Consider the following 24764-nt stretch of genomic DNA (forward strand, 5'->3'; position numbering starts at 1 on the left):
CGGCTTCAAGTTTAAACTCGGGACTAAATGTTCTTCTGCTACGTTTTGTCATTGTGTCACCTGTTAACTTCCGAGGTGATGATATCACCTCTAATCAGATGGCCAAATTAACTATGCCACTACATTCATAGCGATAACAATATCTCGAAGTGATGTGGAGATATCATGTTCCTTTCTTTCGAGAAGCTCTTGAATTTCCGCTGGTAGCTCATATGAGGTTCTTACTTGAGTTGTTGTTGATGGGGAATCATTTTGTGCTTCTGGAATCCTACCGTTAGCAATGAGCTTTTCCAGATCAGCCTGAATTGAAGAGGTTTTTCCTCGTTTTAAATACTCTCTAATTCGCCACCCGCTGGGCTTCTTGCCTAGGCTAATCAGCTCATTAGCGGCTTGGATGAGGTCTCCATCAGTGTAAGTTTTCGGTCTTGCCATGCTGTTCACCATTATTATTGTTTTTTTAATGAAAGTTAGTAAGTTAGTAAGTTAGTAAGTTAGTAAGTTAGTAAGTTAAGAACTTAACTAACTTATCTTTCGAACGTATCGTTTTCTGACTTTTTGTCGGTCTTATAGCGCTCAAGATTACTTTTGCGCAGTTCTACTGATTCCAACAGCAGCTTTGCTTTAACCTGCATGCTGGGTGGTAGGTTCAACATGTCTTTCATTGCGTTATCTAAGAATGATTCAACCATCCGTGATTGACCTGATTCTTTAGCTTTCAAACCCAAGAAAACTGACTGGCAAAACTTGCTTAAAGGACGGATGATGTCATCTTTTAAGTTTTGAACTAACTTTTCTAAAGCGTGCTTTTCAGCACGCAATTGAACGATTTCTTTTTTCTCAGCAAAAATATCTCGGCTATTTTGCCTTTTTAGTTCATTGATCATTTCGTTTTCGCCTGTAGAAATAGCAACTTGCGTTTTAATATCGTCTAGTTCACTCCTTTCAGCTTCAATATCACTAGCGAGTTCCTTGCGTAGTATTTCTTGTCTTTTGAGCAAGTAATTATTTAAGTTGTTTTTTCTTTGGCTTTTCGGAAGTTTTGCTTGCTGATCCATTTCTTTACGCTGCTTTGATCTCCTTTCTGTTTCAGTAGAAAACTCAACTAACAACCCCTTTGAACGACACAAATGTTCATTCGCAAAATCCTGAACCATTCGTTGAAAGTAATGCCCAAGGTCTTGCGTCTCTTCACGGGTCAACTTTGAGTTACTAGGAAAGAAATCCTTTACCCCTGTAACTTTTTCTATGTATTCGCTCACAACTTGTATTTGGCGTTTGTGAAGATCAAATTTGTTGGTTTTCTGATTCAACGCAGATAAAAAATAATGTGTGTGGCACCCTGTGTTTTGGTTTTTATCCCTTTCATCGTCATGGCAAATAATTGTTTTAATTTCATAGTCTGGGAAATAATGAACAAGGAATAGTCGAGTGAACTCGATATAATCCGAAGCATTCACCAGATCACTACCAACCTCCCATCGGTGAGGGATCTTAAAAATCCCTCCTTGGATGAATATGTTATTAGTCGGCGCTCTGTGTTGTAGTTGATTGTGAGCGTTCAGATAAGTCTCTAGCATCTTGAGACGCTGTTTCTTGCGCTGCATTGTCAGAAGAGAAAACTTCTGAATAGATGAGTACGAAACATGACCATCAGTCTCTAAAATACTCTGCAAAAACTTAGCAGCATCCGTGTTACCACTTTTGATTTCACTATCTATTGCGTTTTTCATTTTGCGGCGATACTGGCGCTGCTGTGTTTGAAGCTTTAATTGGTTGTGAATACGTGGCTGTGGAACAATCTTATACAAGAGTTCAAGCCGCTCAGCTTGGTAATCCCCCCGAAAAATAACAGCAGTAAAAAGTAGAATTTTCTCGTAACCTAAACGAAAGGAGATTCTGCATGAAAAAATCACGGTACACGGACAGTCAGATCCTAGCGATCTTAAAACAGGCAGAAGCAGGTACACCTGTGCCAGAACTCTGCCGCGAACATGGTATGAGCAGTGCTACTTTCTATAAGTGGCGCGCCAAATACGGTGGTATGGATGCCTCTCTCATGACGCGGCTGAAAGAATTGGAAGATGAAAACCGTCGTTTGAAAAAGATGTATGCCGAGGAGCGCCTCAAGGCAGAAGTCATCAAAGACGCCATGGAAAAAAAGTGGTAAAGCCCTGTGAGCGGCGCTTGCTTGCTCAGCATTCGGTGGCGCGATTTTCAATTAGCATTCGCAAGGCTTGCCGGTGGTTCGGCATCAGCGAAACCGGGTACCGTTATCAGCCTAAGATGGCAACGGAAAACGCTGAGATAGCTCAATGGCTTGTCACACTCACTTCTGAGCAAAGTGACTGGGGCTTCGGGCTATGTTTTGATTATTTGCGCAATGTTAAAGGCTTCCTGTGGAATCATAAGCGGGTTTACCGTATCTATTGTGAGTTGGCACTAAACCTGCGGATACGTCCCCGGAGAAGGCTCAACCGAAACAAGCCGGAGCCATTGAAAGAGCCGACGCGCGCCGATCAAGTCTGGTCGTTGGACTTTATGCATGATCAACTGTCGGATGGACGGAACTATAGGCTACTCAATATCATCGATGACTTCCGTCGTGAAGGTATCGCGATTGAAGCAGGCTTTTCGCTGCCGGCACTGCGTGTGATTAGAGTTTTGGAACAGCTTTTAGAATGGCGTGACACACCAGTTGCCATTCGTTGTGATAATGGTCCCGAGTTCATTTCCCATGAGTTTACAGCATGGGCAAAAAGAAAAGGGTTACGAATAGATTATATTCAGCCAGGTAATCCACAACAAAACGCGTATATTGAACGTCATAATCGTACGATGAGATATAGCTGGGTGAGCAAGCATCTGTTTGACTCACTGGAAGAAGTTCAGGACTATGCAACAAAATGGTTGTGGTTCTACAATTATGAGCGACCACACAAGGCCAACGGAGGGAAACCACCTTTGATGGCTGCTTAACTCCTACTTTTAACTGCGGTTAAAAACGGGAGGATTACCGGTTGTCTACATGCGGAAGATTAGAGCAGAACTGTTGGCGAATCTCCGCCACCTTTGTAGATAAGCTAATCTTAAAATCTGTATAAGGGATGTTTTCTGCTAAAGCTTGTTCATGTAGCGTGTGAATCGCACTAGCAAGCTGAGCATTTCGTTTGGTAGCTAATCGACGATATTTAGTGAAAAGAGAGAGACGAATCTCTCTTGGATAACCCAGAGAAGTTTGCAGAATAGCTGGAGTGGAAATACGTGTATAAAACACGTTATTGCTCAATTTAATCAAATACATATGTATCACCTACTTGTATTAGGTGACATTTGATCGTCTTAAAACGAGAAAAGCCCTTGATAAATCAAGGGCTTGAATGTGGCGGAGAGATAGGGATTTGAACCCTAGATACGCTATAAACGTATGCCGGTTTTCAAGACCGGTGCTTTCAACCACTCAGCCATCTCTCCGTAAGTGCGGCGCATGATACACAGCCCGGTTCAGACTGTAAACACCCCAAATGACTAAGTGCTCAGTTATCCGACAGTTCGGGTGTACCTTGATGATAATGTCTCAAAAATCACCCATTATTGACGCTGTGTTTGCAGCTCAGGCATCGACTGTGCTGACTTTTTCGGCTGCCGGATGACCAGATACACAGCAATCGCTGCCAGCAGGAAACCCACTGCGCCTATCTGGTCAAACGACTCATCGAACATCAGCCAGGCCTGAAATGCAGTCATCGGGGGGGCCAGGTAAAACGTTGAGGCAACTTTGGCCGACTCGCCATGTTTCACCATATACAGCAGCAGCAAAATGGCGACCCCGGACAGTACGACCACCAGCCAGACCAAAGCAAAGATAAATTCAGGCGTCCATTGCACCACCCGGCTCTCGGTTAACAGTGCGACTGGCGCAAACAACAGGGCTGCCGCCACATATTGCCATACCGCCCCACCAATGAGGTCGACGCCCTGACAGAAGCGCTTTTGATACAAGGTGCCCAGCGTGATCCCGAGCAAGGCGAACAAAGTAAACACATACGCCGCTTCGCGATGCCCTTCCTGTTGCCACACCATATTCCCTTGCAGGACCAGGCTGATGCCGATAAAACCCAATGCTAGCCCGAGCCACTGCATCTGCCGCATCCGGGCTTTATAGATACCGACCATCAGGACAGCGGTGATAATGGGCTGCAGCCCGACCAACAGCGAACACAGCCCGGCGGGCATCCCCAATGAAATGGCCTGATACGTCCCGCCCAGGTAAAAACCGTGGATCAATAAACCGGCGACCATCGAATGACCCAGCGCTTTACCGGTCGGTAACCGGGCCCGTAACACCGCAGCCAGGATCAGAAACATCGCGATGTTGGCCAGCATTCTCAGCTCAAGAAAAGTGGCCGGCTCCGCGTACGGTAAGCCATACCGGGCACCGATAAACCCGGAGCTCCACAAGATGACAAAAATAAAAGGAATAAAACGCGTCGCCATAACCTGCTTCCGTGAAATTGATTTGTAAGACATGACTTTAATGAGGTACAAACAATTAAATAGAGACAGTTTGGACTAGTTTTTAGGGTACAGATGAGTGCAAGGAGCCGGTTTTGACCAAGAAGTACCAGGATGTGATTGATTTGATCAACCAGCGGATCGACAAGCAAAGCTACCTGCCCGGAGACAAACTGCCGTCGATCCGCGCGCTGAGTACCCAGCTCGGGATCAGCAAAAATACCGTGATCCGTGCCTATCAACAGTTGGAAGCCAACCAGCGCATTGAAGCGCTCCCCCGCTCCGGCTATGTCATTGCCCAACCAACCGTTGCCCACGCCCTGCAATCCAAGCCGAGCTATGTTGATTTGATGACGCTGAGCAAAGACATCATGAGCCTGCCACCGAGCCGCCAGGTGCTGCCGACCGGATCGGCCCATCCGGATACCCACTTTCCGGCCATCCGCAGCCTGTATGCCGAAATCGGCCGCCACAGCCGCTATCAAACCCATATTCCCAGCCACTACCAACTCCCACCCGGCAATGAAGTTCTGCTGCGCCAGCTGGTGTATATCAATCAGGAACTGGGCATCACCACTTCAGCACAAAATTTGTTAATCACCCACGGTGCTCAACAGGCGATCAGCCTCAGTTTACAAGCCCTGACCCGGCCGGGCGATATTGTGCTGGTCGAATCGCCATGTTACTTCGGCAACCTGCTGTTGCTCGAATCGCTGGGATTACAGGTGATTGAAATCCCGGCCAGTCCCAGCCACGGGATTGATCTTCCGGCCTTGGCGCAGGCACTCGACAACTGGCCGGTGACCGCCATTATCCTCAACCCCAGCTTCAATAACCCGACCGGGTATCTGATGTCGGAGCCGGATCGCCGTCAGTTTCTCGCCATGACCGGTGAAATCCCGATCATCGAAGACGACGTGTTCGGCGATCTGGCCTACGGGCGTCGCCCGCCCCCGCTCAAAGCGCTGGATGATCAGGATCGGGTGATCTATTGTAACTCCCTGTCCAAAACCCTGGATTCACGATTGCGGATCGGCTGGGTGATTGCCGGAAAATACCAGCCGGTGATCGAAAAGCGGTTGATGACCGATAACATGGGGAGCCTGAACCTGATGCAATCTGCCGTCGGGGCCTTCCTCAGTAGCGGCAAGTATCGCCAGCATTTAGGCAAAATTCGTCGCAGCTACGCCCGAAAACAGCGCCAATTTGCCCAGGTGCTGTGTGAATCGCTCGACCAATATCCCTGGCTACGAGGGCAGTATCAGCTCAGCCAGCCCGAAGGCGGGTTTCTGTGCTGGCTCGCCCTGCCCGAGCACGCGGATAGTGAAGTGCTTTATCAGCAGGCTCTGGCACGGGATATCAGCATTCTGCCCGGCAGCATGTTCAGCACCCAACCGCATTATCAACACTGCCTGCGCCTGAGTTTTGCTTCATTTGCAGAAACACCACGCTGGCATGACGGACTTCGCAGTCTGGCGGAGATCATCGCAACACATCTCCGGCCGACAAGCTCACCACAAGCAAGGTCACCACAGGCACGGCATTGATGTTAGGCTTAACCAACACCGTGAACCGTCAATCACCTGCACCGCCAAAGGAAGGTAACCATGAATACCCACTGGATTCGGACTTGGTTCCGAGAAAGATCTTTGACTCGACCTCAAGGGAAAGTGCACGTCATCGCCTGGGGCTGGTTGGCCCTGGTCCTGATCCCGCTGCAGAGTTTTGCAGCCCCGGCTCTGCAAGGCGTCAGTGAAGGTCAGCGCTGGGAGGTCACCAAAGTCACAGGCGGCCTGGGTTCCCCCTGGGGCATGGCCTGGATCGCACCGGGACAGTTAATCATTACCCAGCGCCCCGGAACCGCGATAAAACTCGACCTCAATACCGGACAACAAAGCCAAATTAGCGGACTGCCTGAAGTCGCTGATCGGGGCCAGGGGGGATTGCTGGATGTCGCGATCAGTCCGAATTCCCTGTCGATCGGCCACCAACCCTGCCTGTATTTTACCTACAGTAAACCCACCCAAGCCGGTGCCGTGACCGCGCTGGCCAGAGCACGCCTGACGCAAAACAGCCTCACCAACTGGCAGGATCTGCTGGTGACCGACTCCGCGACTTCGACCAGCCGTCACTTCGGCAGCCGGATTGCTTTTGATCAGCAGGGACATGTGTTTTTTTCGGTCGGCGATCGCGGGGAGCGGCCGAACGGCCAGGATCTGACAACCCATGCCGGTAGTATCCTTCGGTTGTATCTGGATGGCTCCGTGCCCGGCAGTAATCCCTTTGTCAATCAGGCCCCGGCCCACCCTGAAATCTGGAGTTACGGCCACCGGAATCCACAGGGGCTGGCCTACGATCCCGAGCACCAACGTCTGTGGGCCATCGAACACGGGCCGCGCGGTGGTGATGAGATCAACCTGATCCTGAAGGGGCGCAATTACGGCTGGCCGGTGACCTCGCACGGCAAGGAATACTGGGGACCGTTGGATGTCGGGGAAGCTGAGGAAAAGCCCGGAATTGAGTCGCCGCGGACCGTCTATGTGCCGTCTATTGCGCCGGGCAGCTTGCTGCTCTACACCGGCGATGCATTTCCGAAATGGCGCGGGAACCTGTTTGCCGGGGCGCTGAAACTCCAGCATATCAACCGGATCGCGGTCAGCGATGAGGGAAACACGCAAGAAACCGAACGCTTGGTCGGGGCGTTAAATGAGCGCATTCGGGCCCTGCTACAAAGCCCCGAGGGCTGGATTTATTTTGCCACCGACAGCGGCAACCTGTATCGCCTTGCGCCTGCCGGGTAAAATGAGCCGCTCCTATTTCAGTAGCCCTTTTCGCTCTCATTTCAGTGCCTCTTTTCGACTTCTCTTCTCCGTCTCACAAACAACAAGGCCCTCTGACCAAACCGGTCAGAGGGCCTTCATCATCAACATGTCAGGCTGAATTACTTGTATTCACCACGACGCAGGGCGTCAATACGTTTTTCCAGCGGCGGGTGCGACATGAACAGCTCAGACAGCGATTTCTTACCGTTGATCCCGAACGCCATCATCGAACCTTCCAGTTGCGATTCGTGACTCACTTTCAGGCGCTCCAGCGCTGCAATCATCTTGTCGCGGCCAACCAGTTTCGCCGAACCGGCATCCGCCCGGAATTCACGATGACGGCTGAACCACATGGTCAGGATGCTCGCCAGGAAACCAAACAGAATTTCCAGGATGGTCGAGACCACAAAATAAGCCAGGAAGCTGCCGCCTTCGCCTTCACCTTCCTCGTCATTCACGCCGCTGATCGCCCCGGCGATCAAACGAGAGATAAAGATCACGAAGGTATTCACCACCCCTTGCATCAGGGTCATGGTGATCATGTCACCGTTGGCAATGTGGCTGACTTCGTGCGCCAGAACCGCTTCCGCTTCATCCCGGGTCATGCTGTGCAGCAGGCCAGTCGACACAGCGACCAGTGAGTCATCCCGCTTGGCGCCCGTCGCGAATGCGTTGATATCTGCCGAATCGTAAATCGCAACCGTCGGCATGCCTATGCCTGCCTGCTGCGCCTGGCGGGACACGGTTTCCATCAGCCAGTGCTCCGTTTCATTGCGCGGATGTTCAATCACCATCCCGCCGACAGAACGCAGCGCCATCGACTTCGACAAGAACAGGGAAATCAGCGAACCACCAAACCCGAACAGCGCTGCCATTACCAGCAAACCATTCAGACTGCCTGGCTGCAAATCGGTAAAAGCGTAAATCACGTTCAGGACTACACTGAAGACCAGCATCACGGCAAGGTTCGTTGCCAGGAATAATGCAATGCGCTTCATATTTGTTATTTTCTCCAATCAATCAGAAAGAGCTGTTGTTCAGCAATATAAGGGAACACCTTATAGGAATATTAATAGTATGGTCGTTCAAAGTAATTACAAGGGAAAGGAGGAAATTGTTACGTTTCGTAAGGGCACTGCTCGTTGAGAGCGGGTGCCCGGCCCAATAGAAATCCAGACGCAGGCATCTGAGATCCCAGACATCCCGTGACCGGACTCAAACAAGGGCGGGTTTAGACTTTAGTCTTATTGCAAGTCATCAGACGTTCTACTATCGTCACAAGCATACTTTTTGAACTGCATATGTTGTCAAATTTCATGGAGGAATGATGGCCGATCACCAGAACTACCAAGTCGCGATTGACATCCTGCGCTGTCATCTGGGGATGACTACTGACGAAGCCCATCGTGAGCTGGGTATTGATGCAGCCAAGACGTCCCGGTCAGATGCCCACGAAGCTCTGCTGAAACTAACCCAGGACAGTTAATAGCGCCCCACAGCAATCATCGAGAGATTTACGCCCTTGCTTTTGCGAGGGCGTTTTATTTCAAAGTAATGACAGAACCGCCATTCACCGCCCTGATTCATGCGATCAACATCACCCTTTCAGTACAGGTCGCATTCAGCATCTGCTCAGCATAATCGCCCCATTCATTTGTCATACGATCTGCTCCCAAGGCGACCAGGATGTCCTCCGGGCAAGCGAAATGGTGCGTACTATGCAATCTACTTTGATTAATACAGAACCTTCACAGAGTCGACGTATTCCGGCCCAGACCCTGAATCCGATGATTCTGCCGGCAGCGCTGTTCTTTACTCTGGCACTGTTACTGGCGGCATCAGCAGTGGTGATTCATCTGGAAGTGGCTGACCTCAACGCCTACGCCGGTGAAAACTCACTGATTGAATACCTCCAGGAAACCTACCTGTTTCTGGCCGGCAGCTTATTTGCCGCCGTGGCGTTCCGTCGCCCCAGTCAACGTGGGTTTGCCGTGTTAGCCAGTGCCTTTTTCTACATCCTGATGATCCGTGAACTCGACGCAGTGTTTGATCAAATCAGCCACGGTTTCTGGAAATATCCGGCCTGGTTGCTGGCAACCAGTGCCATTATCTTCGCGGTGCGACATAAAGCCGTCACCCTCAAGCCGCTGATCGATTACGCTCAGCACCGCAGCTTCGGCCTGATGCTGGCCGGGATGGCGACTTTGCTGGTGTTTGCCCGCCTGTTCGGCATGGGGGAGCTGTGGCAAGCGCTGATGCAGGATGCCTATATGCGACCGGTGAAAAACCTGGCAGAGGAAGGGGTTGAACTGCTGGCCTATAGCCTGATTGCGTTTGCGGCAGCCTGGTACTGCCTGCCGGCCCTGATGAACAAGTCCCGTTGATCCCCAATTGCGATGATTGAAGGATGATTAATGTAGATCGATAGTGCGACCGACAACCCGCACTGTTCGGCACGGCAATGATCATCCTCTATTACGACAAAACCCTGCAACATACGCTGCAGGGTTTTTCTGTATTTGCGGTTCTGCGTCCCGTCCGGCAGGCTTTATGCCTCGACAGTCAGTCCAAGCGGCGCCAAATCGATATAGTCAGCCAGGTTGCGCTTTTTGATCCCCGGCATGTACGGGATCTCACCCAGCTTTTTCCCCGGCAGCTTCTGCTCCAGCATCTGAATAATTTCTGCGTAGTGCTCTGTGCCCGGATTAATTCGGTTAGCGACCCAACCCACCATCTCGAGTCCATCACGCTCAATCGCTTCTGCCGTCAGCATGGCATGGCTCAAGCAACCCAGCTTTACGCCGACCACCAGCACCACGGGTAACTGTTCCTGTTTTACCCAGCTCGACAGGCACACGTCGTGGGTAACCGGCACCCGCCAGCCCCCGGCACCTTCCACCAGCACCACCTCTGATTTGGCCTTCAGATGTGCCAGCCCCTGAGACAGAACGGCAAAATCAATCGGCCGATTTTCCTGCGCTGAAGCCAGATGTGGTGAAATCGGCGCCTCGAACGCATAGGGGTTCACTTCATCATAAGTGAGTGGCACCACGGAGGCTTGCTGCAAATAAAGTGCATCGGAGTTACGGATCCCGTCTTCAGTGATCTGGCTTCCCGAAGCGACCGGTTTGTATCCGGCGATTTGAATATTCGCCTTGTCGGCTGCATGTAAAATCGCCCGGGATGCAACCGTCTTGCCGACATCGGTATCCGTTCCGGCAATGAAAAAAGCCTTAGTCATTCGTGATTACTCCAAAACAGACTTGGTAGGTAGCCGGCAACTGTCCGCTGCTGTCACGAAACGCATCGTAAGCACGCTCGACGGCGCGAATGGTTTGACGCCCGGCGAGACCTGATTTTCGTGCCTGATGTAAATGTGTCGCGCCGATCCCTTTCAGATCTTTCATCAGCTCGACTGCCGTCTGGTAATGCATGGTGATAGGCAAAAAGTCTAGGAGATCTGCCGCCCATCCTACTTGCGCCAGCGCAAGGTTTATGTCCTTTTGCGACAGAAACTGGTTCACATGTTGACGTGCATCAACCTCTTCCCACGCCTTCGCCAGCTCATACAGCGAGCCGTCCACCAGGGTAGTAAAAGCAATCACACCGCCCGGCCGGACCACCCGCTTCAGCTCTTTGAGCGGCGTTGCCAGATCGTCACACCATTGCAGCGCCAGACTGCTGAAAGCGACATCAAACTGATTGTCGGCCAGCGGCAGCGCCTCCGCGTCGGCCTCCAGGTAACGGGCCCGCGCACCGCAGCGTTGCTCGGCCTTGGCCAGCATCTGCACCGACAAATCAGCCGCGCACACCTGATAACCGCGCGCCAGCAGCTGCTCGGTGAAATACCCGGTACCGCAGCCCAAATCCAGGGCCTTGCTCCCGGCCCGACAAACTGCCGGGAGTTGTTCGAGCAAATGATGCCCTACCCGGCGTTGAAAGGCCGCCGCCTGATCATAATGGTCAGCAGCGCGACCAAAGGCCTCGGCGATGGCCTGTTTATCGTGGGGCTGCTGTGGGCCTGGGCACTGTGGGTTTGGGTGCTGTGGGTTTGGGTGCTGTGGGGTTGGATGCTGTGAGTTTAAGTGCTGAGCCGGGCTCAGCGTCTGAGTGACCGCATTCATTCCGTTAGTCATGAATCACCTCATTGATATGATTGGCCAGGGCCACAACATCGGCCTGGCTGTGCGCTGCGGTTAACGTGATCCGCAGCCGCGCCGTATTGGCAGGCACCGTTGGCGGGCGGATCGCGCTGACCCAAACTCCCCGCTCCCGCAGGGCCGCCGAGACGGCAACAGCACGCTCACTGTCGCCAATGATCAATGGCTTAATCGGGGTTGGCGTCGGTTGTAGCGCAATGGCCGGATCAACCCGCTCACTGAGCAGCGCACTCAGCTCTGCCAGCTTGTCCCGTCGCCACTGATCCCGACGGATCAACTGGCAAGCGGTGCCGAGCGCATACGCCTGCGCCGGTGGCATCGCCGTGGAATAAATAAAATGTCGCGCGAACTGCACCAGATACTCAGCCGTGTCTTGATCGCACAGAATAGCCGCCCCCTGCAGCCCGAACGCCTTGCCGAACGTCACGATGAGAATATCAGGATGGATCCCGGCGAAGTCACAACTGCCCCGGCCTTCTTCCCCGAGCACGCCGCAACCGTGCGCATCGTCAACGGCCAGCCAGCTTTGGTGCGCTTGGGTCAGGGTGTGAATTTCAGCCAGCGGGGCCAGATCCCCGTCCATGCTGAACACCCCTTCCGTGATCACCAAACGGTCCCCGGCAACGGCATCAGAACGGGTCAGCAGACGCTGTAACGCCCGGGTATCATTATGGGGAAAACGGCGCATCGTTGCCGGTGACAGGCTCCCGGCTTCCATCAGCGACGCATGATTCAGCTTGTCCTGAAGTAAGAGGTCATCCGACTGGAGCAAGGCAAACAACAACGCTTGGTTGGCACTGAAACCGCTGCTGAACAGCAACGCGCGTTCAAAACCCAGCCAGTCAGCCAATTGGGCTTCCAGCGCCCGGTGCGGTTCCTGAAAGCCGGTCACTAAAGGAGAAGCACCGCTCCCGGCACCGTATTTCGACAGCCCGGCCTGCCAGGCAGTAATGAGTTCGGGCTCTTGTGCCAGCCCCAGATAATCGTTGCTGGAGAAATTGACCAGGGCGCCGTTTGGCCCCCGGGTCTGGGATACTGAGCGGGCGAGGCAAGTCCGCTGCCGATACAGGCCCTGGGCTTGACGTTCACCCAGCGCCTGCTCGATACGCTGCTTAAAGCGAGGCATCGTAGAACAGATCGTCTTTCGTCGGGCGGGCTGCCACACGCTGTGCCACCTGACCGAGAAGCTCCTGCTCCTGAATTTCATCCGGTTTGGCTGCCTGCTCCTGGCGGTTAATGCCCAGTTTGGCAAACAGCTGCATGTCTTTGTCTTCACCCGGGTTCGGCGTGGTCAGCAGCTTGCAGCCGTAGAACACCGAGTTGGCCCCGGCCATAAAGCACAACGCCTGCATTTGCTCGTTCATATCTTCCCGGCCGGCCGACAAGCGTACGGCTGATTGCGGCATGATGATCCGGGCAACGGCAATAATGCGAATGAAATCGAACGGATCCACATCATCAACTTTTTCCAGCGGCGTGCCTTTGACTTTGACCAGCATGTTGATCGGCACACTCTCCGGGTGCGTCGGCAGGTTTGCCAGTTCTACCAACAGCGCGGCACGGTCACGATCACTTTCTCCCATGCCGATAATGCCGCCCGAGCAAATCTTCATCCCGGCATCACGGACATGGCCCAGCGTATCCAGACGATCCTGGTAGGTTCGGGTGGTGATGATGTTGCCGTAATATTCCGGCGAGGTGTCGAGGTTATGGTTGTAGTAATCCAGACCGGCACCCGCCAGCTCGTTGGCCTGATCGCCGGTGATCATCCCCAGCGTCATACAGGTTTCCAGCCCCATCGACTTCACGCCACGGACCATCTCCAGCAGGTACGGCATGTCACGCTCTTTCGGGTTTTTCCAGGCGGCGCCCATACAGAAACGGGTCGCGCCGGAGGCTTTGGCTTTCCCGGCGGCATCTAACACCCGTTCCACTTCCAGCAGACGCTCACGCTCGACATCGGTGCGGTAGTGGGCGCTTTGCGGGCAGTACTTACAGTCTTCGGGGCAGGCACCGGTCTTAATGGACAGCAGGGTGCTGACCTGAACTTTGTTCGGCTCATGATGCTGGCGGTGCACTTGTTGGGCTTCAAACACCAGATCCATAAACGGTTTGTCGAATAGCGCTTGTACTTCCTCGACTGTCCAATCGTGACGTACTTCCACGTGTAATCACCTCTCAGGTTTAAGACAGTTCGGCACCAGTAACTTCAAATAGGGCCAGAGACCGAACAGCAAATGGTTTTATTCTATTTCTTCTCGAATCAGCAGATTAAACCGCGATTCAGACAGGGTTTATGCTTGGCTAGTCTACTGTTCCTTAGTAGACTGTCAACTACAGGAGAACACGTAGGTTTACATCTGTGCAAAAAACAACCACCCCGATCGATTTAGATTTTGACCAGCAGCATGTCTGGCATCCCTACACTTCCACCCTCAACCCATTGCCTTGCTATCCGGTAGAAAGCGCCAGCGGCGTCTATCTGCGACTGGAAGACGGCCGGGAGCTGGTTGACGGCATGTCCTCCTGGTGGGCGGCGATCCACGGCTACAACCACCCGCAACTCAACGCCGCAGCCAAAGCACAAATCGATCAGATGTCCCATGTGATGTTTGGCGGGATCACCCACCAGCCCGCCGTCGAGCTGTGCCGCAAGCTGGTCGAGATGACCCCCGAGCCATTACAGCAAGTGTTCCTGGCGGATTCGGGCTCGGTGGCTGTCGAGGTGGCGCTGAAAATGGCCTTGCAATACTGGCATACCAGAGGGGAGCAGCGGCCCAAGTTCCTGACCCTGCGTCATGGCTACCATGGGGATACCTTCGCCGCGATGTCAGTCACCGATCCGGATAACTCCATGCACGGCCTGTACAAAGGCTTTCTGCCCGAACATATCTTTGCCGACTCGCCGACCACCCGCTTTGGTGAGGCCTGGCAGGAAGACGACATCCAGGATTTTGCGACGCAGCTGGCCGCCCATCACCAGGAGGTCGCCGCGGTGATTCTTGAGCCGATTGTCCAGGGCGCCGGCGGCATGCGGCTCTACCACCCAACCTACCTCAAGCGGGTTCGTGAGCTGTGCGACACCTATGGTGTGCTGCTGATTGCCGATGAGATTGCAACCGGATTCGGCCGCACCGGGAAACTTTTTGCCTGCGAACATGCCGGGATCAGCCCGGATATCCTCTGTGTCGGCAAAGCCCTAACCGGCGGCTACATGACCCTGTCGGCCACCCTGACCACCAAGCACGTGGCCGATACCGTGTGCAGCGGCGCCGCCGGTTGCTTTATGCATGGACCGACCTTTATGGGTAACCCGCTGGCCTGTGCCGTCGCCAACGCCAGTTTGGCCCTGCTGCAAACCGGTGAGTGGCAACAACAAGTTGAAAGTATTGAGAAACAGTTGGCGGAAACCTTGCCTGAAATCGGCAAACTGGACAAAGTAAAAGATGTGCGCTGGCTGGGCGCGATCGGGGTAGTCGAGCTGTATGAGCCGGTCGAGCTGGCGGAAATTCAGCAGCGTTTTGTAGACGCGGGTGTCTGGATTCGCCCTTTTGGCACACTTGTCTACATCATGCCTCCATTTATCATTAATCCACAGGAACTTAGCCGTCTTACTTCCGCAATTTTGATAACTCTCAGCTAGTATCGAAAAGCAGACAGATTCCCACCTCTGTCTGCTTATACTTTTGCTAACGTTACAATCATTACAACAACGTCAGTAAAGGCTATTACTATGCAGCTACCCCTTTTTCCGTTACAGCTTTACTTGTTGCCGGGTGGGATCAGCAAACTGAGGATTTTTGAACCCCGCTACATTCGACTGGTCAAGTTGGCCATGGCCTCAGGCGAAGGCTTCGGCCTGTGCATGAAAGATGAAGACGCCTTGTGCCACTTTGGCACCCGCACCATGATCACTGATTTCGAACGCTTGTCCGACGGCTTGCTCGGCATCACGGTCCAGGCCGTCGAAAAATTCGTGATCAATGATCACTGGCAGGAAGACGACGGGCTCCGTTTCGGAGACGTCTCGCCGATCCGAAACTGGTCGCCGGCCGCCATGAAGTTTGCCGACCAGGGGATCGCCAACAGCCTGCGGGCATTGTTTGACGAATATCCCGAACATGCCACCCACTACCCGGCACCTGATTTCAACGATACCACCTGGGTGTGTCAGCGCTGGCTGGAGCTCCTGCCGCTGGAAACCAATCAGAAACAATGGTTCATGAGCCGCAACGACCACCGCGCCGCTCTCTCATTTCTCCACAACATCATTGACGAGCAGCTCAAAGAAGAATAATTAAAGCCTGAACAACCCGGCTCTCAATCTCTGTCTGGCGGACGTGCACATGGCACATAGACAGTGGTTGAGATAGTCCCCGTCTTGTCCCATGCTCCACCGCCTTATGCCATCCGGATACAGAATCAAACACATGACTTCCTGATTCAAACTAACCGCGCCCTTCCCGACGCAACCTTGCATCGACATGCTGCCGATACCAGCGGGAAACCCACGACCGGATCCCCGGCAAACTCACCAGCCAGGCCAGCGGCTTGAGCCACCAAATCAGCGAAAACAGAAGGATGTAAGCATCCAGTTCTCGTCTCACGGTCCCGTGCTGGTCTTCAACGTGCAACTCACGCAACGCTCGGGCCGGGTCAATGCCGCGCTGCCTGAGCAGCGCCTCCTGATCGGTAATATCAAACCAGTGCACCCGGGCCGTCTGTCGTCCGAGCCACTGCTCGTAACGGGCACGGTCTTTCACACACCCCTCACAACTGCCGTCATAAAACACGATGAGTCTGGGTTTCGCCATGGTATCTTCCTCTTCCGAATCCGGGTTGACCTTCTCCCTATAGTGTAGGAAAGCGATAACAAACCTCAGCATAAAAACGCTACATTTGTAGTAAAATTACAACAAATTGACCTAAAACAAATAATAACGATTCCTAATTAGATAAATTCAGCTTAAAAACAGCTAAAAAAACACCACATTCATTAATGAACAATTGAGAATTTATTGTTTCCAAATCTCAATCAATAAGCCTTACCAATCCGCTAGGTTATTATTAAGTATATGATTTTAAATAAAAATATGACCCGTTCGATTTTAACATTTGGAGGCGGCTCACAAAGCAACTATTTGTCATACATTTAACAATTTAAAAACTAATAGCCAGCGAGATTTTCCCTCCTAGAATACTCCCCCCACAAAGTTACCGGGATGGCCGAAAACGGCCTGCTAGTGACAATTAGAAAAATAACGTCAAATCACGACAAGAATACAAACCTATATAGAGTGGGATAACTCATGTTAAACCTTGCAATATCCGTCGTACCGATTTTGCTCCTGATCTGGATGATGACGAAGCGTAACTCGCTGCCGTCACATATCGCACTGCCGATCACTGCGTTGATGATCGGCCTGCTACAACTCCTTTACTTTGGGACAGATGCCACCCTACTTTCGGCCAACATCATCTCCGGCATGCTGTCTGCGATCACCCCTATCTCTATTATTGCCGGTGCGATCCTGCTCAACCGTGTGATCGCCCTGTCCGGCGCTGAAGCCGTGATCCGCCAGTGGCTCGAAGGTATCAGCCGCAACCAGGTTGCGCAGCTGATGATCATCGGCTGGGCATTTGCCTTTATGATTGAAGGTGCCTCCGGCTTCGGCACGCCAGCAGCCATTGCAGCGCCAATCCTGGTCGGCCTCGGTTTCAACCCGCTAAAAGTCGCGATTCTGGCCCTGGTGATGAACTCCGTTCCGGTTTCTTTCGGCGCCGTCGGCACCCCGACCTGGTTTGGTCTGGCAGGTCTGGGCCTGGATGAAGCCGCCCTACTGGAAGCCGGTCGCCAGTCCGCCCTGCTCCACGCCATTGCCGCTTTCATTATTCCAGTCATCGCGCTGAAATTTGTCGTCAGCTGGCAAGCCATTCGTCGCAACCTGCTGTTCATCCAGCTGAGCATCGTGTCCTGTACCCTGCCCTACTGGTTGTTCGCACAATGGAACTATGAGTTCCCATCACTGGTTGGCGGAGCGATCGGTCTGTCGCTGTCGATCCTGTTGGCACGCATGAATGTCGGCTTAGAAACACCAGAACCAAGCATGCACGCCAAATCGGAAAAAATTCCGTTCGGTACTGTGATCAAGGCCATGAGCCCGACCCTGATGCTGATTGGTATCCTGATTGTTACCCGCATTCAGCAACTGGGCATCAAAGCCATGCTGAACGACAGCACGCCGATGCTGAACCTGAACCTGGGCTTTGCCGATCTGAGCATCAGCCAGGCGCTGATTTTCAAGCTGAGCAACATTCTGGGCACCGAGACCAGCTGGGCCTATAAAACCCTGTATGTTCCGGCGCTGATCCCGTTCCTGCTGGTGGTGCTGATTTCGATTCCGGTACTGGGCATGAGTGGCCAGCTGGCCAAGCAGGCGTTCACTGAAACCGCCAGTCGGATCAAAATTCCGTTTATCGCCCTGGTCGGTGCCCTGATCATGGTGAAATTTATGATGGTCGGTGACGAAAACTCACCCATCATGACTACAGGCCAGGCGTTTGCGGATCTGATGGGGGCCAACTGGCAGTGGGTTGCTTCTTATCTGGGTGCCCTGGGTGCGTTCTTCTCCGGCTCAGCAACCGTTTCGAACCTGACGTTCGGCGGCATCCAGCAGACGATTGCTCATACGGTTGGTCTGCCGGAAACCACGATTCTGGCCCTGCAATCGGTCGGTGCATCGATGGGTAACATGGTGTGTATCAATAACATCATTGCTGTTTCAACCATTTTGGGGATTGCCAACAAAGAAGGCTACATCATCAAACGTACCGTGGTCCCTATGATGATCTACGGGGTGATTGTCGGTCTGGTGAGTGCTTTTATCTAAGCACGACTGAGCAATCCCGGTGTCCGGCTGGCATATTTACCGCCGGACACTGAATATAAAATAAAAAGATAACCACGGTTCAACCGTCACTGGAGCTATATCATGAAGGTAAACTTTTTTGCCACCTGTCTGTGCGACACGGTCAAAGCCGAAGTTGCCAAAAAGACTGTCGAGCTGCTGGAACAGCTTGGCTGCGAAATCATCTTTCCTGAAAAACAAGGATGTTGTGGTCAGCCTTCATTGAATAGTGGCTACATTGAAGGCAGCAAACCGGCGATGAAAAACATGATTATGGCGTTTGAGGAAAATGATCACCTGATCGTGACCCCGGCCGGTTCATGTGCCGCCTCAATCAAACGCTACCCGGAATACCTGGCTGATGAGCCGGAGTGGGCAGCCCGGGCACAGAAACTGGCCGATCGCCTGTACGAGCTGACCCAGTTCATCGTCAACATTCTGGGCGTTGACAACGTCGGTGCCCGTCTGGAAGGCCGTGCCGTCTATCACCCGTCCTGCAGCCTGATCCGTAAGCTGGGTGTTCGCGAAGAGCCGCTGCGCCTGCTGGCCAATGTCGAAGGGCTGGAAATGCTGCCGATCAAAAACCAGGAAACCTGCTGTGGTTTCGGCGGGACCTTCTCGGTCAAGATGTCTGAAATTTCCGGTGAAATGGTGAAAGAGAAAGTTCACCACATTAGCGCTGTTGAACCAGACTACCTGATCGGCGCCGATGTCAGCTGCCTGATCAACATTGGTGGCCGCATGACCCGTGAAGGTCGCCCGATCAAAGTGATGCACATTGTCGATGTGCTGATGAGCCGTTAAGAGGGGCGTTGTTATGTCGATGAAAACCAGTCAGGTCAACTTTCAGGAACGTATCGACGTTCAGATGAAAGACGAATTCATGCGCAAATCGGTTGCCAACGCCCAGGAGCGTATGTTTACCAACCGCGCCATTGCTGCTGAAAAACTCGGGAACTGGGAAGAGTGGCGTGAAATGGGGATGGATATCCGCAACCACGTGCTGGAGAACCTGGATTACTACCTGCAGCAACTGAGCGACAACGTTCAGAAGAACGGCGGCCACGTCTTCTTCGCCAAAACGGCCGAAGAAGCCACCGACTACGTCGAAGGCATCATTCAGCAGAAAAATGCCAAAAAAGTCGTCAAGTCCAAGTCGATGGTGACTGAAGAGATCGGCCTGAACAAGATCATTGAACGCAATGGCTGTGAAGTGGTGGAAACCGATCTGGGTGAGTACATCCTCCAGGTCGATGACTGCGATCCGCCATCACACATCGTGGTCCCGGCCCTGCACAAAAACCGGATGCAAATCCGTGATGTATTCAAGGACAAAATCGGCTACGAGGGCTCCGACGATCCGGAAGAGCTGACCCGCTATGTCCGGAACTACATCCGCCACGACTTCCTGGAAGCAGATATCGGCATCACCGGCTGTAACTTCGCCGTCGCCGAATCCGGCACCGTGACCCTGGTGACCAACGAGGGGAACGCCCGTCTGTCCACCAGCCTGCCGAAAACCCATATTGCGGTGATGGGCATGGAGCGCATGGTTCCGACCTTCGAAGAACTGGATATCGTGGTCAGCCTGCTGTGCCGCAGTGCCGTCGGCCTGCCGCTGACCGGCTATGTAACGGCCCTGACCGGCCCGCGTGAAGACGAGCATTGCGACGGTCCGGAAGAATTCCACCTGGTGATTGTCGATAACGGCCGCTCGGAAATCCTGGGGTCAGAGTTCCGCGACATCCTGCGCTGTATCCGTTGCGCTGCCTGTGTCAACACCTGCCCGGCATACCGTCATATCGGCGGCCAGTCTTACGGCTCGATCTATTCCGGCCCGATTGGCGCCGTGCTGTCGCCGCTGCTGGGTGATTATGACGACTTTAAAGAGCTGCCTTACGCCTGTAGTCTGTGCCGTGCGTGTCATGACGTCTGTCCGGTGAAGATCCCGCTGTCTGATCTGCTGCTCAAGCACCGCGAGAAGATGGCGGAGTCCGAGCAAACGCCACTGCTTGAGCGCGCAGCCGTGGGCGCTTTCAACTTTATCAATGCCCGTCCGCTGCTGTGGGGCACGACGGTGAAAGTCGGCGCCACCGTGACCAGTGGCCTGATCCGCAATGGCAAGCTGCCGGTGAACGTCGGCCTGAAAGCCTGGACCGAGTCTCGCGATCTGCCGCAGGGCGATGGTGAATCGTTCCGCAGTTGGTTCAAAAAACGCAAGCAGGGTAAAGGGGAATAACATGGCGAATCACACTGAAAATACGGCACCAGCCGCTGACCAATCGCGTATCTACAACCGCGACAGCTTTCTGGACAACATTGCCAAACAACTGGGCCGCGAGCGCCGCACCACGCCGGTCGAGCGCCCTGCCCTGAAATACCGCTGCCACCATGACGTGATGGCCGACAAAAACCAGGACGAGCTGAAAGACATCCTGATTGAGTACACGCAGACGTCGCTGGGTTCACAGGCGCTGACGACCACTCAGGCAGAGCTGGCACAGACCCTGAAATCGGTCTGTCTGGATTACTGCCGTACAGAAGCTGGCGAAGCCGATGACGCTGCGCAATACGCCGGGGAAACCATGCTTTCCGCCGATCCGCGTTTGCTGGCGCTGGTCAACCCGGCGGATCTGGCAGAGGACGGTCACCAGGTGCATGTCTGGGATCAGGCCGCCGGTTACGAGCCGAACATCACCATTGCCGAGCGCGCTCAGGTTGGGGTCGTGTTTGCCGAGCAGGCACTGGCAGAGTCCGGTACCATGGTGCTGTACAGCAACCCGAAACAGGGCCGCGCGGTCAGCCTGCTGCCGGAAGCCTCTGTCTTCATCGTGCCGAAAAGTACGCTGGTTGCCCGTTTAACTCAGGCGACTGCGGCACTGCATGAGAAAGCCAAGAACGGCGAGCGCATGCCGTCGTGTGTCAACTTCATCTCCGGCCCGAGTTCGACCGCCGATATCGAGCTAATCAAGGTCGTCGGGGTCCATGGTCCGGTTTACGCGACCTACATCATCATCGACGATATGTAAGGGCTTGCTCCACCTTGCCTGAAAACAAAGATGCGCCCGATGGCGCATCTTTTGTATTTCTGTCGCCTTGTTATTTATAATGCATTCAGTATTGATAAATGACGATTCCCATGCCGCAAATTGACGATCTCGTCCTGTTTACCCAAGTCATCGAGCACGGCTCATTCAGCAAAGTTGCCGAACTGAACAACATCACCAAATCCGTGGTCAGCAAACGAGTGAGCAAACTCGAATCTGAGCTGGGTGTCCAGCTGATCTACCGCACCACCCGCAAGCTCACCCTGACCGAGCCGGGCGAAGTGCTCTATCACCGAGCCAAAGATATCCGCCAGGTGGCCCATTCGGCATTTGATGCCGTCACCGGCTACAGCGAGGCCCTGTCGGGCCATATCCGGATGTCGGTCCCGACCATCTCCGGTGAAATGCTGCTGGCCGAAGCCGTTTCTGATTTCTGCAAAAAGCATCCGGGGATGACGGTCGAAATGTCGCTGAACAATGAGTTTGTCGATTTGCTGTCAGAAAATGTCGATCTGGTGATCCGCACCGGTTATCTGGAAGACTCCAGCCTGATCGCCCGGCATATCTTCAACTCCCGCTGGCTGATCTGCGCCTCGCCGGACTATATCGAAAAACACGGTATGCCGATGACCCCGAAAGCCCTGCAGCATCACAACTGCTTCGGCTACAACAAACAGAGCACCGGTGCGTTTGACTGGCTGTTTACCCGCAACGGCGAGATCTACACCCTCAAAGTGGCAGGAAACTTCTCCTCCGACAATGCCGCTGCCCTGCGCAAAGCCGCGCTGGCAGGCAATGGCCTGGCCTATCTGCCCACCTGTCTAATCTACGATGATTTGCAGCAAGGCAAGTTGGTCAAAGTGCTGCCGGAACACACCGGCAAAGTGGTGGGGATTTACGCCGTTTACCCCTACACCCGCAAACCGGCCAAACGGATCCAGGCACTGATCGAACACATTCGTGAGCGTTACCTCGCCATTCAGGAGCGTTTCTGAATTCAGTTCTGGATCCAGTTCTGAGCTGAGTGTACTGCAAAGGAAGCACTGATAGACAGGCTATCTTCGATACGAGATAGCCTGGGTGATAAAACGTATATCGCTGGGCCATCAGTCAAATATCACATTGAGGGCAAGCCCTCCCCTCAGTGATCACATTTATAAGCACGAAAAATCAGCCAATGAAATTTATCCGAATACTGGCTTGAATATAATCAGGTTCATAGGCCATTTTGCCAACGTTCTGGATAGAGGCTTTTGAACACTATGTTTATGAGTTCCTGCTTATTAATCAGCCCTTTTTTAAACTTAAACCCATAATATACAAAAGCCGATAGTGCACAAAATACATACAAACAAAGAACGAGAACCAAGAAACACAACGAAAACATCTTCAATACAACGATGCCATCATAACTACGTATAGGCACATCAGCAGATATACCAAAATATGAAGCGATAAAAGAACACAAGTAATAAGCAAGACTACTACCGAGTAAACAACCTACACCACCAACTTTTGCAGATTCAGCGTAGAAATGAGGTTTCAAATTTAATTGGCTTTGAATTCCACGAATAAACATAATAACTTTCTCAATAAGATAGAACGTCACCTCATAGTGAATGATATGGGCGTCTTTATCAGATCGCAGCCCTTCAAGAAGGGTCGTAACCTATTTCTACACGGGTAAAACACTAAAGGTTAAATAGTAAAAATAACGCGTTGCCGCCCACACCAAAGCACATTGTTAGGCACGCTCTTCAAGTTTCCAGGGCGGATTGAGTCGATTTTCCCCTGCCCAATAGAGCTTGATGATATTGCCCGAGGGATCATTTAATGATGCCTCACGCCAAAGATAAGGTTGATCGGTCGGCTCTTGAGTAAATTGGAGTCCTTTTGATTTCAAGTCATCGACGAGCTCATCAAGCTGCTGATGTTCAAAGTAAACGACACCTCGACATTCGACCCCTTGCTTTTCCGTGTCTAAGTACACTGAAAACGTCGACTCCCCTTCAGGGCAAGAAAAACGAGCATAATGCTCGTCAGCAACGATTTGGACCAAGCCGAGTGTTTTATAGAACTCGACGGCCAAGTCTATGTCATGCACTGCGAGCGTGATTTGATTCATATTCATAAGCTATCCTTATCTCTCATTTCCCTGCCTTGCCTATCGAATGATATCGACTTCCCCGATCAAGCTTTGCCCTACTGCCACAATCTGTCGATGACTTTGATTGAGCCAATGGCTTATCAGTGTTCATTGGCAAACTCAACAACGCAAGGTATTGATTTGAAAAACAATAACCAGCTCGAAAGTTGTATCGTTATTTTCAATATCCTGTCGGCATTGTGACGTCTATTATCCTATCACCAGGCTAGCAGGCCGTGGTGAGACCGCAGTAAGAGACCCTCACTTAATCCGTGATGTGCTTACGAGCCCTCAAATTCTGCCTTTGCCTCTTTGACGAGCCTCTCATACTCCGGTTGAGTGATGGCCGATCGAAGCAACTGCTCTTTAGCAGCATTGAGTTTCATCCAATACTCATATTCAATGGCAGCCAATATGTAACCGAACTTCTCTTCCGTTAAGAGATTTTGTGAAAAATACTCTTTCGCTAATGCTTTATTCCAATTTTTACCATTAGGCGCCAATGGAATGGTGTAATCATTATCTAGAATTGACTCATCAGAAATGCTATATCCTTTGACTATGTACTCTTTCGCACACAAATATAGAATGTAACTAACCGAATCCTGCGCGCCATACCAGTGAAAATTAAAATCAGCTGAACAATAGCCGACTACATTTTCATCACGATCCAGAATATCTACCCGACCTTGAGCACAACCGAAAAGCAACACAGATAAAATAACAGCGTTAATTTTCCCATCGAGCCCCCTTACTCATAGCACCCTTGGGTAACTTACTCAGTGCGAAACTCATCATATTTTGCATCTTTAACAATTGTAGGAAGTTGCTCTTGTAGCTTTTTGAGTAGCATATCACCTGTTGAACAGAGAGAATCTATTTGTAAAGGACGACCACCATTGTGACAAATACTAATCATTGATTTGCCTTTTATCATATCCCAAGCAACAAACTCAGTACCTACAACTGGTTTGTCGTAAGTGTGGTAACCATATTTACTTGAAATAATCTCCGCAAAGACCGGAACAAATTTAAAGCCAAACTGGCCAACGATTAGGCTTAAGTGGTTACTTTTATTGTCGATTAACTCCATATTTTCCTTAGCACATAACAAATGACATGAACGCCTGCTCATCAAACTTTGCCACACTAAGTAATGTCTGATTCCT

At 52.2% G+C, this 24764-nt stretch carries 27 protein-coding genes and 1 tRNA gene; 13 read left to right on the forward strand and 15 right to left on the reverse strand.

All coding sequences use genetic code 11. The features are described 5' to 3' along the window. Window positions 1-111: 111 nt before the first annotated feature. Complete coding sequence (locus VV869_RS00005; protein WP_337732972.1) at window positions 112-432, reverse strand: DNA-binding protein; 321 nt, start codon at window positions 430-432, stop codon at window positions 112-114. 92 nt (window positions 433-524) lie between these two features. Next, window positions 525-1808 carry a hypothetical protein gene (locus VV869_RS00010; RefSeq protein WP_337732973.1) on the reverse strand — a complete coding sequence of 428 codons (1284 nt, stop codon included), beginning with the start codon at window positions 1806-1808 and terminating at the stop codon, window positions 525-527. 92 nt (window positions 1809-1900) lie between these two features. On the opposite strand from VV869_RS00010, the gene VV869_RS00015 reads away from it, so the two are divergent. Beyond that, window positions 1901-2976 (forward strand): IS3 family transposase gene (locus VV869_RS00015; protein ID WP_337732974.1). Its coding sequence is split into 2 segments (ribosomal slippage): window positions 1901-2153 and window positions 2153-2976, totalling 1077 coding nucleotides; the frame shifts between segments, so codons are not numbered across the junction. A 34-nt stretch (window positions 2977-3010) separates the two neighbouring features. Here VV869_RS00015 and VV869_RS00020 read toward each other — a convergent pair. From VV869_RS00020 to VV869_RS00030, 3 genes are all read right to left on the reverse strand, one after another. Beyond that, on the reverse strand, window positions 3011-3301 hold the full coding sequence (locus tag VV869_RS00020; RefSeq protein WP_337732975.1) for a DUF6538 domain-containing protein: 291 nt from the start codon (window positions 3299-3301) through the stop codon (window positions 3011-3013). 79 nt (window positions 3302-3380) lie between these two features. Beyond that, a tRNA-Ser gene (locus VV869_RS00025) sits at window positions 3381-3471 on the reverse strand. A gap of 117 nt (window positions 3472-3588) precedes the next feature. Then, window positions 3589-4494, reverse strand: coding sequence for a DMT family transporter (locus tag VV869_RS00030; RefSeq protein ID WP_337732976.1), 906 nt, complete (start codon window positions 4492-4494; stop codon window positions 3589-3591). Window positions 4495-4607: 113 nt separating this feature from the next. On the opposite strand from VV869_RS00030, the gene VV869_RS00035 reads away from it, so the two are divergent. Both VV869_RS00035 and VV869_RS00040 read left to right on the forward strand, forming a co-directional pair. After that, entirely contained in the window at window positions 4608-6059 is a 1452-nt protein-coding gene (locus VV869_RS00035; RefSeq protein WP_337732977.1) for an aminotransferase-like domain-containing protein, read from the forward strand. Window positions 6060-6206: 147 nt separating this feature from the next. After that, complete coding sequence (locus VV869_RS00040; RefSeq protein ID WP_443147285.1) at window positions 6207-7313, forward strand: PQQ-dependent sugar dehydrogenase; 1107 nt, start codon at window positions 6207-6209, stop codon at window positions 7311-7313. Between the two features lie 140 nt (window positions 7314-7453). Here the strand turns inward: VV869_RS00040 and htpX are convergent, their stop codons facing one another. Then, window positions 7454-8332, reverse strand: coding sequence for a protease HtpX (gene htpX / locus VV869_RS00045; protein WP_337732979.1), 879 nt, complete (start codon window positions 8330-8332; stop codon window positions 7454-7456). 329 nt (window positions 8333-8661) lie between these two features. On the opposite strand from htpX, the gene VV869_RS00050 reads away from it, so the two are divergent. Then, on the forward strand, window positions 8662-8820 hold the full coding sequence (locus tag VV869_RS00050) for a hypothetical protein (protein ID WP_337732980.1): 159 nt from the start codon (window positions 8662-8664) through the stop codon (window positions 8818-8820). 232 nt (window positions 8821-9052) lie between these two features. Further along, entirely contained in the window at window positions 9053-9718 is a 666-nt protein-coding gene (locus tag VV869_RS00055; protein ID WP_337732981.1) for a hypothetical protein, read from the forward strand. 164 nt (window positions 9719-9882) lie between these two features. Here the strand turns inward: VV869_RS00055 and bioD are convergent, their stop codons facing one another. Together bioD and bioC are read right to left on the reverse strand one after the other, a co-directional pair. After that, entirely contained in the window at window positions 9883-10575 is a 693-nt protein-coding gene (gene bioD / locus VV869_RS00060) for a dethiobiotin synthase (protein WP_337732982.1), read from the reverse strand. Next, on the reverse strand, window positions 10568-11326 hold the full coding sequence (bioC, locus tag VV869_RS00065) for a malonyl-ACP O-methyltransferase BioC (protein ID WP_337733448.1): 759 nt from the start codon (window positions 11324-11326) through the stop codon (window positions 10568-10570). The genes bioD and bioC overlap by 8 nt, the downstream gene beginning before the upstream one ends. On the opposite strand from bioC, the gene VV869_RS00070 reads away from it, so the two are divergent. Further along, on the forward strand, window positions 11252-11413 hold the full coding sequence (locus VV869_RS00070) for a hypothetical protein (RefSeq protein WP_337733470.1): 162 nt from the start codon (window positions 11252-11254) through the stop codon (window positions 11411-11413). The genes bioC and VV869_RS00070 overlap by 75 nt on opposite strands. 49 nt (window positions 11414-11462) lie before the next feature. On the opposite strand, the gene bioF is transcribed toward VV869_RS00070, so the two are convergent. Both bioF and bioB read right to left on the reverse strand, forming a co-directional pair. Continuing rightward, window positions 11463-12620 (reverse strand): 8-amino-7-oxononanoate synthase, encoded by a 1158-nt coding sequence (bioF, locus tag VV869_RS00075; RefSeq protein WP_337732983.1) that lies wholly within the window; start codon window positions 12618-12620, stop codon window positions 11463-11465. Continuing rightward, the gene (bioB, locus tag VV869_RS00080) at window positions 12607-13659 is read right to left on the reverse strand and encodes a biotin synthase BioB (protein ID WP_337732984.1); all 1053 of its coding nucleotides are present in this window, start codon (window positions 13657-13659) and stop codon (window positions 12607-12609) included. Before bioB ends, bioF begins: the two co-directional genes overlap by 14 nt. A gap of 197 nt (window positions 13660-13856) precedes the next feature. Here bioB and bioA point away from each other — a divergent pair, with 197 nt between their 5' ends. Together bioA and VV869_RS00090 are read left to right on the forward strand one after the other, a co-directional pair. Then, the gene (bioA, locus tag VV869_RS00085; RefSeq protein ID WP_337732985.1) at window positions 13857-15137 is read left to right on the forward strand and encodes an adenosylmethionine--8-amino-7-oxononanoate transaminase; all 1281 of its coding nucleotides are present in this window, start codon (window positions 13857-13859) and stop codon (window positions 15135-15137) included. A gap of 90 nt (window positions 15138-15227) precedes the next feature. Then, window positions 15228-15791: an LON peptidase substrate-binding domain-containing protein gene (locus VV869_RS00090; protein WP_337732986.1), complete on the forward strand. Its 564-nt coding sequence runs from the start codon at window positions 15228-15230 to the stop codon at window positions 15789-15791. Window positions 15792-15942: 151 nt separating this feature from the next. Here VV869_RS00090 and VV869_RS00095 read toward each other — a convergent pair whose 3' ends face one another. Beyond that, a complete protein-coding gene (locus tag VV869_RS00095; RefSeq protein ID WP_337732987.1) occupies window positions 15943-16308 on the reverse strand; it encodes a thiol-disulfide oxidoreductase DCC family protein in 366 nt (121 codons plus the stop codon). A gap of 495 nt (window positions 16309-16803) precedes the next feature. Between VV869_RS00095 and VV869_RS00100 the strand changes: the two genes are divergently transcribed. The 5 genes from VV869_RS00100 to VV869_RS00120 all read left to right on the forward strand — a co-directional run bounded on the left by VV869_RS00100 (window position 16804) and on the right by VV869_RS00120 (window position 22444). After that, a complete protein-coding gene (locus VV869_RS00100; RefSeq protein ID WP_337732988.1) occupies window positions 16804-18384 on the forward strand; it encodes an L-lactate permease in 1581 nt (526 codons plus the stop codon). A 102-nt stretch (window positions 18385-18486) separates the two neighbouring features. After that, entirely contained in the window at window positions 18487-19206 is a 720-nt protein-coding gene (locus VV869_RS00105) for a (Fe-S)-binding protein (protein ID WP_337732989.1), read from the forward strand. Between the two features lie 13 nt (window positions 19207-19219). After that, complete coding sequence (locus VV869_RS00110; RefSeq protein ID WP_337732990.1) at window positions 19220-20641, forward strand: LutB/LldF family L-lactate oxidation iron-sulfur protein; 1422 nt, start codon at window positions 19220-19222, stop codon at window positions 20639-20641. A 1-nt stretch (window position 20642) separates the two neighbouring features. Continuing rightward, window positions 20643-21431: a LutC/YkgG family protein gene (locus tag VV869_RS00115; RefSeq protein ID WP_337732991.1), complete on the forward strand. Its 789-nt coding sequence runs from the start codon at window positions 20643-20645 to the stop codon at window positions 21429-21431. Between the two features lie 110 nt (window positions 21432-21541). After that, window positions 21542-22444, forward strand: a complete 903-nt coding sequence (locus tag VV869_RS00120) for a LysR family transcriptional regulator (RefSeq protein ID WP_337733449.1) — start codon at window positions 21542-21544, stop codon at window positions 22442-22444. Between the two features lie 221 nt (window positions 22445-22665). On the opposite strand, the gene VV869_RS00125 is transcribed toward VV869_RS00120, so the two are convergent. The 4 genes from VV869_RS00125 to VV869_RS00140 form a co-directional block, all read right to left on the reverse strand. Further along, window positions 22666-23028: a hypothetical protein gene (locus VV869_RS00125; protein WP_337732992.1), complete on the reverse strand. Its 363-nt coding sequence runs from the start codon at window positions 23026-23028 to the stop codon at window positions 22666-22668. Window positions 23029-23193: 165 nt separating this feature from the next. Next, window positions 23194-23580, reverse strand: coding sequence for a VOC family protein (locus tag VV869_RS00130; protein WP_337732993.1), 387 nt, complete (start codon window positions 23578-23580; stop codon window positions 23194-23196). Between the two features lie 296 nt (window positions 23581-23876). Further along, window positions 23877-24308, reverse strand: coding sequence for a hypothetical protein (locus VV869_RS00135; RefSeq protein WP_337732994.1), 432 nt, complete (start codon window positions 24306-24308; stop codon window positions 23877-23879). 62 nt (window positions 24309-24370) lie between these two features. Then, a complete protein-coding gene (locus VV869_RS00140) occupies window positions 24371-24688 on the reverse strand; it encodes a hypothetical protein (RefSeq protein ID WP_337732995.1) in 318 nt (105 codons plus the stop codon). Window positions 24689-24764: the final 76 nt, after the last annotated feature.

It is taken from the genome of Photobacterium sp. MCCC 1A19761 (assembly GCF_037389125.1).
Lineage (GTDB): Bacteria > Pseudomonadota > Gammaproteobacteria > Enterobacterales > Vibrionaceae > Photobacterium.

Bases quoted from the DNA above. Each gene is read 5' to 3' on its own strand.
- VV869_RS00005 (WP_337732972.1), bottom strand. From the start codon at position 432: ATGGCAAGACCGAAAACTTACACTGATGGAGACCTCATCCAAGCCGCT.
- VV869_RS00020 (WP_337732975.1), bottom strand. From the start codon at position 3,301: ATGTATTTGATTAAATTGAGCAATAACGTGTTTTATACACGTATTTCC.
- VV869_RS00030 (WP_337732976.1), bottom strand. From the start codon at position 4,494: ATGGCGACGCGTTTTATTCCTTTTATTTTTGTCATCTTGTGGAGCTCC.
- htpX (WP_337732979.1), bottom strand. From the start codon at position 8,332: ATGAAGCGCATTGCATTATTCCTGGCAACGAACCTTGCCGTGATGCTG.
- VV869_RS00050 (WP_337732980.1), top strand. From the start codon at position 8,662: ATGGCCGATCACCAGAACTACCAAGTCGCGATTGACATCCTGCGCTGT.
- VV869_RS00055 (WP_337732981.1), top strand. From the start codon at position 9,053: ATGCAATCTACTTTGATTAATACAGAACCTTCACAGAGTCGACGTATT.
- bioD (WP_337732982.1), bottom strand. From the start codon at position 10,575: ATGACTAAGGCTTTTTTCATTGCCGGAACGGATACCGATGTCGGCAAG.
- VV869_RS00070 (WP_337733470.1), top strand. From the start codon at position 11,252: ATGATGCCCTACCCGGCGTTGAAAGGCCGCCGCCTGATCATAATGGTC.
- bioF (WP_337732983.1), bottom strand. From the start codon at position 12,620: ATGCCTCGCTTTAAGCAGCGTATCGAGCAGGCGCTGGGTGAACGTCAA.
- VV869_RS00090 (WP_337732986.1), top strand. From the start codon at position 15,228: ATGCAGCTACCCCTTTTTCCGTTACAGCTTTACTTGTTGCCGGGTGGG.
- VV869_RS00095 (WP_337732987.1), bottom strand. From the start codon at position 16,308: ATGGCGAAACCCAGACTCATCGTGTTTTATGACGGCAGTTGTGAGGGG.
- VV869_RS00100 (WP_337732988.1), top strand. From the start codon at position 16,804: ATGTTAAACCTTGCAATATCCGTCGTACCGATTTTGCTCCTGATCTGG.
- VV869_RS00105 (WP_337732989.1), top strand. From the start codon at position 18,487: ATGAAGGTAAACTTTTTTGCCACCTGTCTGTGCGACACGGTCAAAGCC.
- VV869_RS00110 (WP_337732990.1), top strand. From the start codon at position 19,220: ATGTCGATGAAAACCAGTCAGGTCAACTTTCAGGAACGTATCGACGTT.
- VV869_RS00115 (WP_337732991.1), top strand. From the start codon at position 20,643: ATGGCGAATCACACTGAAAATACGGCACCAGCCGCTGACCAATCGCGT.
- VV869_RS00120 (WP_337733449.1), top strand. From the start codon at position 21,542: ATGCCGCAAATTGACGATCTCGTCCTGTTTACCCAAGTCATCGAGCAC.
- VV869_RS00125 (WP_337732992.1), bottom strand. From the start codon at position 23,028: ATGTTTATTCGTGGAATTCAAAGCCAATTAAATTTGAAACCTCATTTC.
- VV869_RS00130 (WP_337732993.1), bottom strand. From the start codon at position 23,580: ATGAATATGAATCAAATCACGCTCGCAGTGCATGACATAGACTTGGCC.
- VV869_RS00140 (WP_337732995.1), bottom strand. From the start codon at position 24,688: ATGGAGTTAATCGACAATAAAAGTAACCACTTAAGCCTAATCGTTGGC.